Source organism: Burkholderia catarinensis (assembly GCF_001883705.2).
Taxonomy (GTDB): Bacteria; Pseudomonadota; Gammaproteobacteria; order Burkholderiales; family Burkholderiaceae; genus Burkholderia; species Burkholderia catarinensis.
Genome location: NZ_MDEQ02000002.1, coordinates 235,097 through 249,848 on the forward strand (window position 1 = coordinate 235,097; position 14,752 = coordinate 249,848).

A 14,752-nucleotide genomic window follows, 5' to 3' on the forward strand; every position below is an offset into this window, starting at 1 on the left:
GCTTCGTTCGCGCCGTTTCACGCGCTCAACAACACTTCCCTGCCCCCGACCCGTATCGCGCATTCTGACGCTCGCGGAAAAATTCCTCGTACGTCATCGGCTCGCGGTCCGGATGGGTCTCGCGCATGTGCGCGACGTAGGTGTCGTAGTCGGGCAGGCCAACCATCAGCCGCAACGCCTGCCCGAGGTAACGCCCCGCGCTGCGCAGGTCGCTGCCAAGATCGCTGAACATCGCGGCCTCCCCTTAACGTCCGCTGCCGAGCGCCTGCGCGGCCGGCATCGCTTCGTACGGCGTCTCGCGCACGGTCGGCTTCGACTCGCGGCGCGCGCGCAGCACGGCAATCACGCCGTACACCGCGATGCTCACGACGACGAAGATGAACAGGCCGGCCAGCGCCGCATCGATGTAGTCGTTGAAGATGATCCGCTGCATCTGCGCGATCGACTTCGCCGGCGCGAGCACCTTGCCTTCGTCCACCGCGGCCTGCAGCTTCGCGGCGTGCGCGAGGAAGCTGACCCTCGGGTTCGCATCGAAGATCTTCTGCCAGCCGGCCGTCAGCGTGCAGATCAGGAGCCATGCGGTCGGCACGAGCGTCACCCACGCGTAGCGCTCGCGCTTCATCTTGAACAGCACGACGGTGCCGAGCACCAGCGCGATCGCGGCGAGCATCTGGTTCGAGATGCCGAACAGCGGCCACAACGTATTGATGCCGCCGAGCGGATCGACCACGCCCTGGTACAGGAAGTAGCCCCATGCAGCCACGCACAGCGCGGTGGCGACCAGGTTCGCGGGCAGCGACTCGGTGCGCTTGAGTGCCGGGTGGAACGTGCCGAGCAGATCCTGCAGCATGAAGCGGCCCGCGCGCGTGCCGGCGTCGACGGCCGTCAGGATGAACAGCGCCTCGAACAGGATCGCGAAGTGATACCAGAACGCCATCATCGCTTCGCCGCCGATCACCTGGTGCAGGATGTGCGCCATGCCGACGGCCAGCGTCGGCGCGCCGCCCGCGCGCGCGATGATCGTCGTCTCGCCGACGGCCTTCGCGGTCTGCGTGAGCATGTCGGGCGTCAGTACGAAGCCCCACTGCGTCACGGTGTTCGCGACGGCTTCAGGCGTCGAGCCGAGCACGGCGGCCGGCGCGTTCATCGCGAAGTAGATGCCCGGCTCGATCACGCACGCGGCGACCAGCGCCATGATCGCGACGAACGATTCCATCAGCATCGCGCCGTAGCCGATGAAGCGCGCGTTGGTTTCGTTGTCGATCAGCTTCGGCGTCGTGCCCGACGAAATCAGTGCGTGGAAGCCCGACACCGCGCCGCACGCGATCGTGATGAACAGGAACGGGAACAGGTTGCCCGACCACACGGGGCCCGTGCCGTCGACGAACTTCGTCAGCGCGGGCATCTTCAGTTCCGGCGCGACGACCAGGATGCCGATCGCGAGGCCGAGGATCGTGCCGATCTTCAGGAACGTCGACAGGTAGTCGCGCGGTGCGAGCAGCAGCCACACCGGCAGCACCGATGCGACGAAACCGTAGCCGATCAGGATCCACGTGAGCTGCGTGCCGTTGAACGTGAACCATGCGGCGAGCGTCGGCGAATCGTGCACGTGCTGGCCGAACGCGATCGACGCCATCAGCAGCACGAAGCCGATGATCGACACTTCGCCGATGCGGCCCGGACGGATGTAGCGCGTATAGATGCCCATGAACAGCGCGATCGGAATCGTCGCGGCGACGGTGAACGTGCCCCACGGCGAATTCGTCAGCGCCTTCACGACGATCAGTGCGAGCACCGCGAGGATGATCACCATGATCAGGAACGCGCCGAACAGCGCGATCACGCCGGGCACCGTGCCGAGCTCCATCTTGACGAGATCGCCGAGCGAGCGGCCGTCGCGGCGCGTCGAGATGAACAGCACGATGAAATCCTGCACCGCGCCGGCGAACACGACGCCGGCCAGGATCCACAGCATGCCGGGCGTGTAGCCCATCTGCGCGGCGAGCACGGGCCCGACGAGCGGCCCCGCGCCGGCGATCGCGGCGAAGTGATGGCCGAACAGCACGTACTTGTTGGTCGGCACGTAGTCGAGGCCGTCGTTGTACTTGACCGCCGGCGTCATCCGCAGCCCGTCGAGCTGCATGACCTTGCTGGCGATGAAACGGCTGTAGAAGCGATACGCGATCAGATACACGCAGACAGCGGCGATCACGATCCAGAGGGCACTGACGCGCTCGCCGTGCGCGAGTGCGATCGTTCCGAACGAGAACGCGCCGAGCAGCGCGACCGCGATCCAGAGCAGGGTGCTGGAAGCCCGATTCATGGCGTCTCCTGGTCTCCAATATGGTTTTGATGGCATGCGGCGAAGTGGCCGCACACGCGTGACGTCGATGCGTCGTGCCGCAGTCTCGCAGAGACCGCGGCAATGGGCCGTAGTATTCCGTGCGACGGGGGCGGCTTACAAGCGGTTAACTACGTACGCGGAGCTACGTAGAATTACGTAGAGCAGGACGGTGCTGGAGCAACTTTGGCCGCCGTTGTGCCGGTCGGTACAATCTCGGCCCCTCTCCAGCGAAAGGTTCGTTGGGTACAGCTATTTCAGTATTTTTTCGAATACTACTGAAAGCGGGAAATTTTCAGTAAAATCCATGGAATTACTGAAATTGGAATTGGACCGACCATGTTCCGATCGCGCCTCTACGAACAGCACGACCAGGCGTACTGTTCTCAATTTGCCAATATCGAGCAGGCCGCCGCCGCTCAGGACGTAGTCCTTGTCGGCGCGCCGGGCACAATCATTCAGCACAAGCGGGCCGGCGTCGCCTACTACGCGCGGCAATATATGGGGCCCGAAGGTAAGAAACAGGAAGAGAGTCTTGGCGGACCGCTAGGCGATCCTTCGGTTGAAGCCCGCGTGCAGGCCGTTCGCGAACGGATTGAAGTCAGCAAAAGCCTGATTGCGCGCATTCGAGAACTCGCCAAACTTGGGTTTCAGATCGCGGACAACAAGACCTTTGCCACAATGGGCGTCCTGTTCAATCATGGGCTATTCCAGGCGGGCGCGGTCCTGATCGGCTCTCACGCGTATGCCATATTGCTCAATAGCGTCGGCATTAAAACCATCTCATACGAAACGGAAGACATCGACCTCGCACGAGGGCATCTGCTTGCCCTGGATAATGTTCCGACCGGCGGACTACTCTCCATCCTGAAGGAAACCGGCATCAATTTCGTCGAGGTTCCGCCAATGACGCGAGGTGCGCCGTCGACGTCCTTCAAGCAGGCGGGCGCTACACGGTTTCATGTCGACCTGCTCGTTCCGTCAAAAGATGACACCTTTCCGATCGTCCCCGTCCCGGAATTGAACGCGCACGCGACCGGTTTGCCTTATCTGGCCTACTTGCTTGGCGAGTCGCAAATGGCCACCTTGATTTCGCGTCACGGCGCCGTGCCCGTGCGAGTGCCATCGCCGGCCAGATTCGCCATTCACAAACTGCTGGTGTCGAGGCTGCGAACCAGCATGCTGGTCAAATCCAGCAAGGACGTGCAGCAAGCGTGCGTATTGCTCGCGATGCTCGGGGAACACCGTACTGGCGACATCGAAGATGCATGCGCCGCTCTGCCAAGATCATCGCGCGCGCTTGCTCGCCGCGTACTACCGGAAGCGCGCCAGCTTCTGGAACCGGCGCACGGCGAAGCGCTGATCGAACTCGAGACCGGCCTCAAGAAATAGAACCCGTCCAATCCATGCCCTCCGCCCGCGATTGCAGAAGATAGGTACCGGTTGGTCGGCTCCGTCGCGGACGCCGAGGACATCGTGCAGGACGCGTGGCTGCGTTGGCGCGGCGCGGCCCGCGACGACATCGAGAACGGCGAGTACAGAGCGCTTCAGTCCGTACGTACACGAAGATGGCACACGAAGGCATCAGCCAGGTCGTGGCGCTCGCGCCTCCGGAGGGCGGGCCGGAACGATAAACGGCGCCCGCCGCGTCGCGCGACGAGCACCGCACGGGTGACGCGGATCATTGTTTGTCGTCGACCTTCTTCGGCTTCGGCGGCGACGGCACCTTCGCGTACTGGAACGCGGGCGTCGCCTTCAGCGCATCCTTCGTCGCGCCCGGCAGGTAGATGTTGCCGTTGCGCACGTCGAGCGATGCGATCGGCACCGCGACGTCGTGCGCGGCCACGCCGAGGAAGCCGCCGGCCGACACGATCGCGGCCGACACCGAGCCGTCAGGCGCGACGATCAGGTCGCGCACGGTGCCGACCTTCTGGTTCTGGTCGTTGTAGACGGCCTTGCCGAGTACGCTCTTCTTCACGCTCCAGCCTTCGAGCAGCGCCTGCGATTGCTCGACGGTCACGCTGATCGGCTGCGCACCCGCGATCTGCGCGTGCGCGCTGACGCTCGATGCGAGGACGGTTGCTGCGATGAGGGTCTTGTAGAAAGTCATGTTGTCATGCACTCCGTTGAATTGTTGTCGGTATCGGCGGCCGGCCAAGCCGCCTCCGTGCATGCGTCGAGTGCAGCGCGGCCGGCCCGCGCGCGACGCATCGCACCGGCGCATGTTAGCGCCACTCGCGCAATGCTGCATCGGACGTGATGACGCAGCTGCCGTCACGCACCCCACGCGATGGCGACGTTACGGACACCGCAAAGAATCGCGTACGCGATCAAACTCCGGCAGATAACGCGCGTAGTGTTCCTCGCGCGCCGTGTAGATCAGCGCGCAGGTCTTCGTGTCGCCGGAGGTCACCACGACCGCCTGGTGGACGATTGCATCGTTGAGCGCCTCCTTGTGCTCGCACGTCAGTGCGGGCCCGCCGGCTATCGTGCCGTTCGCCGCGTGCGACGATCCGATCTCGCTGCCACCTTCCTTGACCGCATCGTCCCACCCGTCGCAGAAGCTCGACAGGGCATCGTCGCTCTTGTCGCCTATGACGAACTCGATCCCCGCCGAGACCAGCCCGAACCTGAAACGCCGGATCCGGTAGGTCGCGTCGCCACGATCCTCCGGCTGGTTCGCGACCCGCCATCCCGCAGGCAAACGCAGCTCCGCAGGCGCCGGATAATTGCGCACGAGCTGCAGGTCGTTGTTGAAGTTCAGCACGCCCGCGACACCCAGCGCCACGACCACCACTGCAATCGACAGCCAGACACCGAGCAGCGTCAGCAGGCCGATGCCCGCCGCGCGCCAGTTCGATTGCAGCGCGCCGCCAGCGGCCCGATGCGCGTCGACGGCCGCGCCTTGCGTGTGCCGTGCGTAGAAGATCGTCCCGGCGAGACCGGCAATGACGACCGCATGCACGAGCGCGTGCGGCACCGCCGTGGTTTCCGGAATGTCTACCGCCGCGTACAGCACGATCGACAACAGCGTGACGAGCGCCGTGACGAGAATCTGCCGCTGTGCGAGCGCGCGATTCCCGAGACGCCGCGCGTTCGCCGCGAGCAGGATGCCGCCGGCGAGCGGCGAACCGAGAAACGCCGCCCAGCCGACACCCGACATCGTGTACAGCTTGCCGGGCGGCACCGGTGCCGTCGATGCCGTCGTGCCGAAAGCAGCGGGTTCGCCCGGAATCGCCGGTGCGTCGGACGGGAAATCGCTCATGCCGGCGCCGCCCCCGTCAAGCGTTGCGCGGCTGCGCGCGCCGTTGCCGCACGGCTTCGGCCAGCACGTCGAGCACGGGCTCCGTCTGCGCCCAGCTCAGGCACGCATCGGTGATCGACACGCCGTACTTCAGCGGCACGCCCGGCTTCAGGTCCTGGCGCCCGGCCTCGAGATGGCTCTCGACCATCACGCCGACGATCCGCTGCTCGCCCTGCGACAGTTGCCGCGCGAGATCCTGCGCGACATCGATCTGCCGATCGTGCGACTTGTTCGAGTTCGCGTGCGAGCAGTCGACCATCACCTGCTCGCGCAACCCGGCCTTGCGCAGCACCGCGCAGCTCGCCTCGACATGGTCGGCGTCGTAGTTCGGGCCGTTCTTGCCGCCGCGCAGGATCACGTGCGCATCGTCGTTGCCGCGCGTCTCGAAGATCGCGGCCATCCCCATCTTCGTCATCCCCATGAACGCATGGCTCGCGGCCGCGGCGACGATCGCGTCCGACGCGACCTGCACGCCGCCGTCGGTGCCGTTCTTGAAGCCGATCGGGCAGCTCAGGCCCGATGCCAGCTGGCGATGGCTCTGGCTCTCGGTCGTGCGCGCGCCGATCGCGCCCCACGCGATCAGGTCAGCGATGTACTGCGGGCTCAGCAGGTCGAGGAATTCGGTCGACGCCGGCAGGCCCAACGCGTTGATGTCGAGCAGCAATTGCCGCGCGGCGCGCAGCCCTTCGTTGATGCGAAAGCTGCCGTCGAGCCGCGGATCGTTGATGTAGCCCTTCCAGCCGACGGTCGTGCGCGGCTTCTCGAAGTAGACGCGCATCGTGATCAGCAGGTCGTCCTTCAGCGCATCGGCGACCGCCTTCAGACGGCGCGCGTAGTCGAGCGCCTGGTCGTGATCGTGGATCGAGCACGGGCCGACGACGAGCAGCAGCCGGTCGTCGCGGCCGTGCAGGATGTCGCCGATCGCGCGGCGCGTATCCTCGACGAGCGTCTGCGTGGCGGCGGGCACCGGCAGCTCGTCCAGCAGCAACGCCGGCGAAATCAGCGGACGCACCGCGCCGATGCGGACGTCGTCGATGCGCGTGGTGTCCTGCGTCGCGTCGGCGCTGCCTACCTCGCGATCGTGGGAAGGATTGTCGAGGTTCTGCATGGGGATTCTCCGGGGACGTCTGGAATGATGGGCAGGCTCGATTATGGCACCCGGAGAAGACGGCGGAGGGTTGCGGCGGGGGAGCGGGGGCGGCGGCGCGGTCACGCAACAGGCGTCAAGACGCGAAAAGAAAATGGCGACCCGCGGAGGGTCGCCCGGCCATTCGCCGCGTCGCGCGGCGCGTCTAGTGCAGCGTCTCGGGCGCCAGCGAATTGCTCGGCAGCAGCGACGTCAGCCAGCAATTGCTCGGCGCGGCTTTCCCGCCGAAGCGATCGTAGAGCCACGGCAGCATCCCGGCCACCCACGGCACGATCGCGCCCGCATGTTCAAGCGGATATTCGGTGTACGTGACCGGCGTGCCGCTCGCGCAGAACTTCTGCGCGAGCGCGCGCACGTCGTACGCCAGCATCACGCCGTCGCCCACCTGGCTGCCGAAGGTACCATCCAGCACGCCTGCCGTGCCCTGGCCGATATACATCGGGATCGTCGGCGATGCGGCCAGGCCGGCATTCACCCGGTTCGCATACGTCACGTACACCGGAATGCCGTTGATGTCGTTCGCGTATTGCGGCTTGAACAGCGTGCCCCAATGCAGCCCCGTGTACTTCGGCAGGATGTACGGGAGCGACTGGCTCTGGATGTCCTTGAACACGGCGACGCCGGTATCGCTGAGATATGGCGTCAGGTCGAAGCCGTAGCCGCGCGACAGCCCGGCAAGCGCGGCCGCGGCGACGCCGCCCCAGACGATGCTGCCGTCGACATAGTGCAGGTTGTGCGCGGGATCGACCAGCACGCCGCCTTCCGCCGCACCGACGAGCTGCTTGTTGATGTCGGGCGCATAGCTGGGTGCGAGCTGCGCGGCCCAGTTCGTCGCGATCGCGCCGCCGGAATAGCCGATCATCGCGACCTTGCTCGACGGATTCAGGCCGGTCGACGGCGTGTTGAGCGCCGCGCGGATCGAATCGAGCGTCGTCATCCCGTATTCGGGGCCGGCGGCGAAGTCCGCCGTCTGGCCTTCCGTATCGGGCACGATGATGTTGTAGCCCAGCAGCAGCAGCGTCGACAGTGGAATCGATTCCGCGCTGTAGAGCAACGTGCCGACGTTGATGACCTTGGTCACATCGCGGTCGCCGGCGATCACCTGCGACGGCTCGTCGTACGGGTTCAGCGAATCGTAGGCCGACTGGTACGAGATGGCCCGGCCGTTGCTGACCGGGCTCCGGATCACGGAGGTCACGTTGACGACCGGCTGGTTCAGCGCGTTGTTGGTGCGGTACAGCAACTGCTGCGCGGTCACGGCGGTCGGAATGCCGGCCACGTGATAGGTGACGTTGCGGGTCTTGAGCACCGTGCCTGATGGAATCGATGCCAGCGGCGTGGTGCCGGTGTACGCATAGAACGGATCGGACACGGTCGGCGCGCCGGCGCTGGCCGGCGGTGCGGCGATGGCCAGCGCGGCGGACACGGCAGCCGCGGCAGTCATGAAACGTCGGGAGGACATGGGTGGGGTCCCTTGGGATAACCTGCTTTCATCGAAGGAAGTCCGGCGGTATTGCAGACCATCGTGATTGCCGCTTCAAAAGCGTTTCCATGCCATCGACTGTCTCCTGTGAATGAATGATCCGGCCTGTTCTGAATCCGTAATTTTAGTAGGAGTACAAACCGGATGAATTGAAGCACAACGCGAACGCGTACGATGCGCGTTTTCGATTGTTTGAAGGTAAACGTCTAAATCCGTCACCGCGCGATGCGGTCGCCCCGGCCGTTCAGCCGACTGTCCGCGCGCGGCCGAAGTGCCGTACGATCGTGGCTGTCCGGTACCGGAGCGGTGCGCGTCGTGCGACGCGCGCCGCCTGCCTGTGACCTATCGTTCCCTGCCCAACCGACATGCCACGATGACCGTATCCGAACTGCTCCGCGCCATCCGCCAACCCTATGCCGACCTGCTCGCGAACGCGGCAACGCAACCGGCGGTGATCGTCGAGCCGGCCTACCGGCGGGCCGACGGCACGCTGGCCACCGAAGGGCCGCTCGCGCTGCCGTGCCGGGCCGACACCATCGCGGCCGAAGGCGAATCGGCCGGCCAGCCCGCGATGGTCGATTCGACCACGCAACTGGATTTCGAGCCGTTCGCGTTCGACCTCGAAACGGCGGCCGTGTCGATCCGCCCGTTCGTGTGGGACTGGGCCGCGATCGACGCCGACGGTCTCGACGAAAGCGCGGCGATCGACACGTTCAGGACGTGGTTCTTCGCGTGGTTCGATGCCGACGACGAGAACACGCCGGCCGACGACGGCCTGCACGGCATCGTTCACTACCTGTCGGAACCGGTTCGCACGGAACAGGGGTGGCGCGTCAACGCGGATCTCGGTTCCGCGCCCGAGACGGCCGTCGAGGATCTGCTGTTCCGGCTCGTCGATGCGGGCGCCACGCGGATCAATGTCGGCTGAAATGCCGCGTCATCTCTTGCACACCACCATGAAAAAATCGCTCGCTACACTGCTGCTTTGCATCGCGCTGCCCGCATCGGCCGAAGTCAGCACGGAAGTGCTGTGCTTCCGGACAGACGGCGACAAACCCGTCCGCTTCGAGTTGCGCACGTATTACGACGATGTCGCCAAATGGTCCGGTGGCGTCGTCCGATATGCGCAATCGAAGACGGCCATCCCGCTGCTGTTCAAGCACGAAGAACAGGAGGAACTCGCGGAAGGCCGCCCGTACCAGTTCACGACGACGTGGTGGGAAATGGTCGACGGCAAGATCAACGGCGAATACGAAATGATGAGCCAGGGCGCGATGGTCTATTCGATGACCTATACCAATGCACGCACCGGCAAGAAGACCGCGTTCGGCCGGGCGCTGGATGTCGACGCTTCGGCGAAATCGGGGTGCCGCTGGTAACGAGGGGACGCGGCGATCGACGCCCGCTGCACGGCGCGCGCGCTTACGCGCGCCGGCACCACGTGGCAACGGGCCGTCGATCAGCCCGCGTCGCCCGGTGCTTCGACGTCGATTCCCAGTTCGCTGGCCATCCGCTGAACCAGCGCATTCAGCCGCGCCACTTCATCCGCGAGGCGCTTCTGTTCCGCCTTCAGCGCTTCGAATTCCGAAGGCGGCACGGAATCCGCGCCGCCACCATCCGCGCTCGCGAAATCGGCCACGTTCACCTCGCCGCACATCAGGTGCATCCAGCGGTTCTCGCGCGCGCCCGGCGCACGCGGCAGCCGGACGACGAGCGCCTGCGAGCGCGCCGCGAGTTCGTCGAGGAACGCCTCGACCGACGAGATATCCGCGAAGCCGTGCAGGCGCGCGCTGTTCAGGCGCAGCTCGGCGGCCGTCTGCGGGCCGCGCAGCAGCAGGATCGTCAGCAGCGCGATCGCCTGGCTCGGGATACCGAGCACGCGGTTCGCGTTGTGCTCGAAACGCGGCACGCGGCTGCTGCTGCCCTCCATCACGAGGCTCAGGTGCTTCAGCCCGTCGAGCGCGGTCGTGACTTCGTCCTCGCTGACGTTCATGACCGGCGAGCGCGCGGTTTTCTGGTTGCAGCCCGCCGTCAGCGCATTCAGCGACAGCGGGTAAGTGTCCGGCACCGTGTGCTGCTTCTCGACGAGCACACCGAGAATGCGAGCCTCGAGGGGCGTGAGTTCGCGAAGGGCGCGTGGCGTGGGCATATCCGGCGTGGTGTTCATGGTGGCGTCGCAGCGTGCAGCAGGTGAAGGGAACAATCGCGGCCCGTCCGGCATCGCGCACGGGCGAGCCATATGATAGCTCGCGACGCGCGGCCGACGCCGCCCGCCGCGCCGGCGCGCGCACTTGCCGCAGCCGGCCTTCGTCCAGGTTGCCCGGGCCTGCCCGGTACCGCGCCGCGAGGCGATGCATACGGGCAGCGCAACGAATGCGCCTGCCGCGCACATGGCGGCGTTTGCGCAATGCGCATGCCGGCGCTACGATATGCGTTCACCCCGATATCTGCGGCGCCGCGCGCGACCGTCTTCGCACGCCAAACCCTCGCACTGCCCGCCCTTGACGCGCTGCCGCCGTGCATGCGCGCCGCTCGTCAACACCGTTCATCCCCTCACCGGTTCACCGCCATGACTGCATCCTCTTCCGCACCGCACGTGCGCGCCATCGTCACCGGACACACACGCGGCCTCGGCGCATCGCTTGCCGAACAACTGCTGCAGGAAGGCATCGCCGTGCTCGGCGTGTCGCGCAGCCGTCACCCGTCGCTCGCGTCGCAAGCCGGCGATCGTTTCGTCGAAACCGAACTCGACCTGTCGGACACATCGGCCGTCGCGGCCTGGCTGGCCGGCGACACGCTGCGCCGCTTCGTCGACGGCGCGTCGATCGTTCTGCTGTTCAACAACGCGGGCATCGTCGATCCGATCGGCGCGCTCGCCGCGCAGGACCCGGCAATCGTCGCGCGTGCGGTCGGCCTGAACGTCGCGGCGCCGCTGATGCTGTCGGCCGCGCTCGCGCAGGCGGCATCCGCCACGACCGAATGCCGGATCCTGCACCTGTCGAGCGGCGCGGCCCGCAACGCGTACGCGGGCTGGAGCATCTATTGCGCGACCAAGGCCGCGCTCGATCACCATGCACGCGCCGTCGCGCTCGACGCGAACGGCGCGCTGCGGATCTGCAGCGTCGCGCCGGGCGTCGTCGATACCGGCATGCAGGCGACGATCCGCTCGACCAGCGAAGACCATTTCCCGATGCGCGAGAAATTCGACCAGTTGAAATCGAGCGGCGCGCTCGCAACGCCCGAGGCAACCGCGCGGCAGCTCATCGGCTATGCGCTGAGCGATGCGTTCGGCGCCGAGCCGACGGCCGACGTACGAGACCTGCCCGTCAGGTAAGCCGCGGACGCGGCGCGTCATCCTTCGAGCCGCTTCGTCCAGTCTTCGACCTGCTGCTCCGTCCGGCGCTTTTCGAGCATCTTGCGCCAGCCGGGCGGCAACAACGGAACGTCGCACAGCGCATCGAGCGCGGCCATGTCGAGCGTGCGCCGGTACAGCACGTCGAGCACCGCCGACAGCGGCCATTGCGGATGGCGGCGCTCATGCAGCGCCAGCACATCGCCCGCCGCGACCCAGCCCTCCTGAAGCACGCGGTAGTACCAGCCGGTCCGGCCGCTTTGCTGCACGAGCGCGGCCATCCGCGGATGATCGAAGCGCGCGTTGAGTTTCCAGCACGGCTGCCGCGACTGCGACACCTGAAGCACGGCGCCGCCCAGCGTGAACACATCGCCGAGACACACATCGTGCTCGGTCACGCCATGCGTCGACAGGTTCTCGCCGAACGCCCCCGGCTGCGCGAGCACGTCGCGCACGCCGATCCGTGCGGACCACCACGCATAGTGATCGTGCGCATAGTGGTGGACCGCCTTGTCGGGGCCGCCGTGATGCCGTGCATCGGCCTGCTCGTCTCCCGCAAAGCCGGACGCGCCCAGCCACAGACGCGCGTCGGCCGGCCGCTTGTCGATCGCGCTGGCGTGCGGCGTGCCGGCCAGCGGCCGGCTCGTGCCGACCCGCACCGCATCGATGGCGGCCGCGATCGTCGGCCGCGCTTCGTCGCTCATGCCGCCACACCGTCCGGCAGTGCCGCGAGCAGGCGTTCGAGTTCGCGCGTGCGTGCATCGCCAAGCGGCAGCAACGGCTTTCTCGGCTCGCCGGCATCGAAGCCGCGCAGGCGCAACCCGGCCTTCACGGTCACCGGCAACCCGCCGTCGACGATGAACCGCAGCAGCGGCAGTTGCGCCTGAAAGACCGCCCTGGCGCGAGCCAGGTCGCCCGCGCGCATCGCGTCGACCAGCGCGAGCGGCAACGCGGCGTTCAGGTTCGGCGCGGCCGTGCACCATCCGGCCGCGCCCGCGGCCAGCGCGGCGAGCGCCATCGGATTGCTGCCGTTGTAGAACGGGATCGCTCCGTCGCTCAACTGCGCGAGCCGGTGCATCCGCCCGATGTCGCCCGTGCTCTCCTTGACCATCGTGACGTTGTCGACGGTCCGGCAGATCGTCGCGATCAGGTCGGGCGACATGTCGACGCCGCTCGTCGCGGGGTTGTTGTACAGCATGATCGGAATGCCGATGGCGTCGCCGATCGCGCGGTAGTGCGCGACGATCTCGTCGTTGCCGAGCTTCCAGTACGACACCGGCAGCACCATCACCGCATCGGCGCCGGCCTGTTCGGCGAAGCGCGCGCGGCGCACCGCGCCCGCCGTAGTGAGATCGGAAATGCCGACGACGGTCGGCACGCGCCGGCGCACCGCGCGAATCGATGCGGTGGCGACCGCCTCCCATTCGGCGTCGGACAGGTACGCGCTCTCGCCGGTACTGCCCAGCGGCGCGATCGCGTGGACGCCATCGGCAATCAGGCGCTCGATCAGCGCGTCGAGCGCGTTGAGATCGACGCTGCCGTCGGCGGAGAACGGCGTGACCGGGTAGGCAATGATGCCTTGCAGCAGGATGGACACGATATGCAATCCTCAATGATGATCGAATGCGATGGGAAAAACGTACCCGCTCATGCGACGCAATCCCGATGCGTGCGCAGGGCGCGACGCGCGTAGTAGTCGAACGTCACGGCATCGCGCTTCGGCTTCGAAATCCAGTCGTGCGCTTCCCGCGCCAGCGCCGGCGGCACCGGCTTGATCTCGCCGGCCGACATCGCGAGCAGTTGCAGCTTCGCGGCCCGCTCGATCAGCAGCGCGAGGATGCACGCTTCCTCGATCGTCTTGCCGACCACGAGCTGACCGTGATGCGACAGCAGGATCGAGCGCTTGCCGCCGAGCGCCTTCGAGATGATCTCGCCTTCCTCGTTGCCGACCGGCACGCCGGGCCAGTCCTTCAGGAACGCGCAATCGTCGTACAGCGGGCAGGTGTCCATGTGCGACACGACGAGCGGCTGCTCGAGCATCGACAGCGCGGCGACATGCGCCGGATGCGTATGGATGATGCAGTTCACGTCCGGACGCTCGCGATAGATCCACGTATGGAACCGGTTGGCCGGATTCGGAATGCCTTCGCCGTCGACAACGTCGAGATCCTCGTTGACGCGCAGCAGGTTCGCGGCCGAGATCTCGTCGAACCCGAGCCCGAGCCGCTGCGTGTAGTACGTGCCCGCATCGCCCGCGCGGCAGGTGATCTGCCCGGCCAGCCCCGAGTCGTGACCGGCGTCGAACAGGATCCGGCACGTGAGCGCGAGCTTCTGCCGCGCGGACCAGCCGCTGTCGCCCACCTCGTTTTCAAGACGCCGCTCCGCCAGCGCGACCAGCGCCTCCTTCGTCAAATTCAGCGTTTCCGCCATGTTCGCCTCCTGAATGGGTCGGATGGGTCGCGTCACCCGCGGACGTTCTCGCGGCGACTCGTGACACCAAATCCATTATATGACACAAAGTGTCATGCGTTACAATCGGTTTTTCGAAGGACACCCGGCGCGCCATGACGATTCGCCTGAAGCTGCTCAGAAAACAGAAGGGCTGGACGCTCGACGTGCTGGCCGACGAGACCGGCCTCACCAAAAGCTATCTGTCGAAGGTCGAGCGCGGCCTGAGCGTGCCGTCGATCGCGGTCGCGCTGAAGCTGTCGAAGGCGCTGAACGTCGACGTCGAGCAGTTGTTCTCGGCAAGCAACAACCGCGAACTGATCACGGTCACGCGCGCCGGCGAACGCACGGCGATGGGCGCGGCGGCCGACAGTCACGCGCACCGCTTCGAAAGCATCGCGGCCGGCGTCGCGCCGAAGAAGATGCTGCCGTTCGTCGTGCATCCGCCGCATGAATTCGTCGCATCGACGTCCCGCGAGCACGAAGGCGAGGAATTCCTGTTCGTGCACAAGGGGCGCGTCGAAATCGAGTTTCCGAACGAGACGGTGCAACTCAGGACCGGCGATTCAGTCTATTTCAACGCACTCATCCCGCACCGCACGCGCAGCCTCGGCGCCGCGCAGGCGGAGATCCTGGTCATCGTCAGCCACGACGACTAGGCTCGTCACTTCTTCGCG

Annotated in this window: 15 protein-coding genes and 1 pseudogene; 6 read left to right on the top strand and 10 right to left on the bottom strand. The window is 66.3% G+C overall.

Going from position 1 to position 14,752, the window contains the following annotated elements:
• Window positions 1-25 precede the first annotated feature (25 nt).
• Window positions 26-232, bottom strand: coding sequence for a YbdD/YjiX family protein (locus tag BFF94_RS04275; protein ID WP_006480280.1), 207 nt, complete (start codon window positions 230-232; stop codon window positions 26-28).
• A gap of 12 nt (window positions 233-244) precedes the next feature.
• Entirely contained in the window at window positions 245-2,323 is a 2,079-nt protein-coding gene (locus BFF94_RS04280; protein WP_128841611.1) for a carbon starvation CstA family protein, read from the bottom strand.
• A 357-nt stretch (window positions 2,324-2,680) separates the two neighbouring features.
• Here BFF94_RS04280 and BFF94_RS04285 point away from each other — a divergent pair, with 357 nt between their 5' ends.
• Together BFF94_RS04285 and BFF94_RS38400 are read left to right on the top strand one after the other, a co-directional pair.
• Entirely contained in the window at window positions 2,681-3,733 is a 1,053-nt protein-coding gene (locus tag BFF94_RS04285) for a GSU2403 family nucleotidyltransferase fold protein (RefSeq protein WP_128841612.1), read from the top strand.
• Window positions 3,734-3,743: 10 nt separating this feature from the next.
• A pseudogene (locus tag BFF94_RS38400) lies at window positions 3,744-3,961 on the top strand (sigma factor); the annotation flags it as partial.
• A 61-nt stretch (window positions 3,962-4,022) separates the two neighbouring features.
• Here BFF94_RS38400 and BFF94_RS04295 read toward each other — a convergent pair.
• The 4 genes from BFF94_RS04295 to BFF94_RS04310 form a co-directional block, all read right to left on the bottom strand.
• Window positions 4,023-4,451 carry a PRC-barrel domain-containing protein gene (locus tag BFF94_RS04295; protein WP_128841613.1) on the bottom strand — a complete coding sequence of 143 codons (429 nt, stop codon included), beginning with the start codon at window positions 4,449-4,451 and terminating at the stop codon, window positions 4,023-4,025.
• A 189-nt stretch (window positions 4,452-4,640) separates the two neighbouring features.
• Window positions 4,641-5,606 carry a hypothetical protein gene (locus BFF94_RS04300; protein WP_128841614.1) on the bottom strand — a complete coding sequence of 322 codons (966 nt, stop codon included), beginning with the start codon at window positions 5,604-5,606 and terminating at the stop codon, window positions 4,641-4,643.
• A 16-nt stretch (window positions 5,607-5,622) separates the two neighbouring features.
• A complete protein-coding gene (locus BFF94_RS04305; protein WP_128841615.1) occupies window positions 5,623-6,753 on the bottom strand; it encodes a 3-deoxy-7-phosphoheptulonate synthase in 1,131 nt (376 codons plus the stop codon).
• A 184-nt stretch (window positions 6,754-6,937) separates the two neighbouring features.
• Complete coding sequence (locus tag BFF94_RS04310) at window positions 6,938-8,254, bottom strand: lipase family protein (protein ID WP_128841616.1); 1,317 nt, start codon at window positions 8,252-8,254, stop codon at window positions 6,938-6,940.
• A gap of 394 nt (window positions 8,255-8,648) precedes the next feature.
• Between BFF94_RS04310 and BFF94_RS04315 the strand changes: the two genes are divergently transcribed.
• Together BFF94_RS04315 and BFF94_RS04320 are read left to right on the top strand one after the other, a co-directional pair.
• A complete protein-coding gene (locus BFF94_RS04315) occupies window positions 8,649-9,203 on the top strand; it encodes a hypothetical protein (protein ID WP_128841617.1) in 555 nt (184 codons plus the stop codon).
• Window positions 9,204-9,231: 28 nt separating this feature from the next.
• Window positions 9,232-9,654, top strand: coding sequence for a hypothetical protein (locus tag BFF94_RS04320; RefSeq protein ID WP_128841618.1), 423 nt, complete (start codon window positions 9,232-9,234; stop codon window positions 9,652-9,654).
• A gap of 80 nt (window positions 9,655-9,734) precedes the next feature.
• Here BFF94_RS04320 and BFF94_RS04325 read toward each other — a convergent pair whose 3' ends face one another.
• A complete protein-coding gene (locus tag BFF94_RS04325; protein WP_128841619.1) occupies window positions 9,735-10,442 on the bottom strand; it encodes a YceH family protein in 708 nt (235 codons plus the stop codon).
• Between the two features lie 402 nt (window positions 10,443-10,844).
• Here BFF94_RS04325 and BFF94_RS04330 point away from each other — a divergent pair, with 402 nt between their 5' ends.
• On the top strand, window positions 10,845-11,609 hold the full coding sequence (locus tag BFF94_RS04330; protein ID WP_128850245.1) for an SDR family oxidoreductase: 765 nt from the start codon (window positions 10,845-10,847) through the stop codon (window positions 11,607-11,609).
• A gap of 17 nt (window positions 11,610-11,626) precedes the next feature.
• On the opposite strand, the gene BFF94_RS04335 is transcribed toward BFF94_RS04330, so the two are convergent.
• From BFF94_RS04335 to BFF94_RS04345, 3 genes are read right to left on the bottom strand one after another with little or no spacing between them, the layout of a single operon-like run.
• Window positions 11,627-12,331: an MOSC domain-containing protein gene (locus BFF94_RS04335; RefSeq protein WP_128850247.1), complete on the bottom strand. Its 705-nt coding sequence runs from the start codon at window positions 12,329-12,331 to the stop codon at window positions 11,627-11,629.
• Window positions 12,328-13,224 (bottom strand): dihydrodipicolinate synthase family protein, encoded by an 897-nt coding sequence (locus tag BFF94_RS04340; RefSeq protein WP_128850249.1) that lies wholly within the window; start codon window positions 13,222-13,224, stop codon window positions 12,328-12,330. Before BFF94_RS04340 ends, BFF94_RS04335 begins: the two co-directional genes overlap by 4 nt.
• Window positions 13,225-13,274: 50 nt before the next feature.
• Window positions 13,275-14,057 (bottom strand): aldolase, encoded by a 783-nt coding sequence (locus tag BFF94_RS04345; RefSeq protein ID WP_128850251.1) that lies wholly within the window; start codon window positions 14,055-14,057, stop codon window positions 13,275-13,277.
• Window positions 14,058-14,191: 134 nt separating this feature from the next.
• Between BFF94_RS04345 and BFF94_RS04350 the strand changes: the two genes are divergently transcribed.
• The gene (locus BFF94_RS04350; RefSeq protein ID WP_128850253.1) at window positions 14,192-14,734 is read left to right on the top strand and encodes a helix-turn-helix domain-containing protein; all 543 of its coding nucleotides are present in this window, start codon (window positions 14,192-14,194) and stop codon (window positions 14,732-14,734) included.
• The last annotated feature ends 18 nt before the right edge of the window (window positions 14,735-14,752 follow it).

Excerpts from the sequence above, each read along its gene's own strand:
- BFF94_RS04275 (WP_006480280.1), bottom strand. The coding sequence starts at position 232 with ATGTTCAGCGATCTTGGCAGCGACCTGCGCAGCGCGGGGCGTTACCTC.
- BFF94_RS04280 (WP_128841611.1), bottom strand. The coding sequence starts at position 2,323 with ATGAATCGGGCTTCCAGCACCCTGCTCTGGATCGCGGTCGCGCTGCTC.
- BFF94_RS04285 (WP_128841612.1), top strand. The coding sequence starts at position 2,681 with ATGTTCCGATCGCGCCTCTACGAACAGCACGACCAGGCGTACTGTTCT.
- BFF94_RS04295 (WP_128841613.1), bottom strand. The coding sequence starts at position 4,451 with ATGACTTTCTACAAGACCCTCATCGCAGCAACCGTCCTCGCATCGAGC.
- BFF94_RS04300 (WP_128841614.1), bottom strand. The coding sequence starts at position 5,606 with ATGAGCGATTTCCCGTCCGACGCACCGGCGATTCCGGGCGAACCCGCT.
- BFF94_RS04305 (WP_128841615.1), bottom strand. The coding sequence starts at position 6,753 with ATGCAGAACCTCGACAATCCTTCCCACGATCGCGAGGTAGGCAGCGCC.
- BFF94_RS04310 (WP_128841616.1), bottom strand. The coding sequence starts at position 8,254 with ATGTCCTCCCGACGTTTCATGACTGCCGCGGCTGCCGTGTCCGCCGCG.
- BFF94_RS04315 (WP_128841617.1), top strand. The coding sequence starts at position 8,649 with ATGACCGTATCCGAACTGCTCCGCGCCATCCGCCAACCCTATGCCGAC.
- BFF94_RS04320 (WP_128841618.1), top strand. The coding sequence starts at position 9,232 with ATGAAAAAATCGCTCGCTACACTGCTGCTTTGCATCGCGCTGCCCGCA.
- BFF94_RS04325 (WP_128841619.1), bottom strand. The coding sequence starts at position 10,442 with ATGAACACCACGCCGGATATGCCCACGCCACGCGCCCTTCGCGAACTC.
- BFF94_RS04330 (WP_128850245.1), top strand. The coding sequence starts at position 10,845 with ATGACTGCATCCTCTTCCGCACCGCACGTGCGCGCCATCGTCACCGGA.
- BFF94_RS04335 (WP_128850247.1), bottom strand. The coding sequence starts at position 12,331 with ATGAGCGACGAAGCGCGGCCGACGATCGCGGCCGCCATCGATGCGGTG.
- BFF94_RS04345 (WP_128850251.1), bottom strand. The coding sequence starts at position 14,057 with ATGGCGGAAACGCTGAATTTGACGAAGGAGGCGCTGGTCGCGCTGGCG.
- BFF94_RS04350 (WP_128850253.1), top strand. The coding sequence starts at position 14,192 with ATGACGATTCGCCTGAAGCTGCTCAGAAAACAGAAGGGCTGGACGCTC.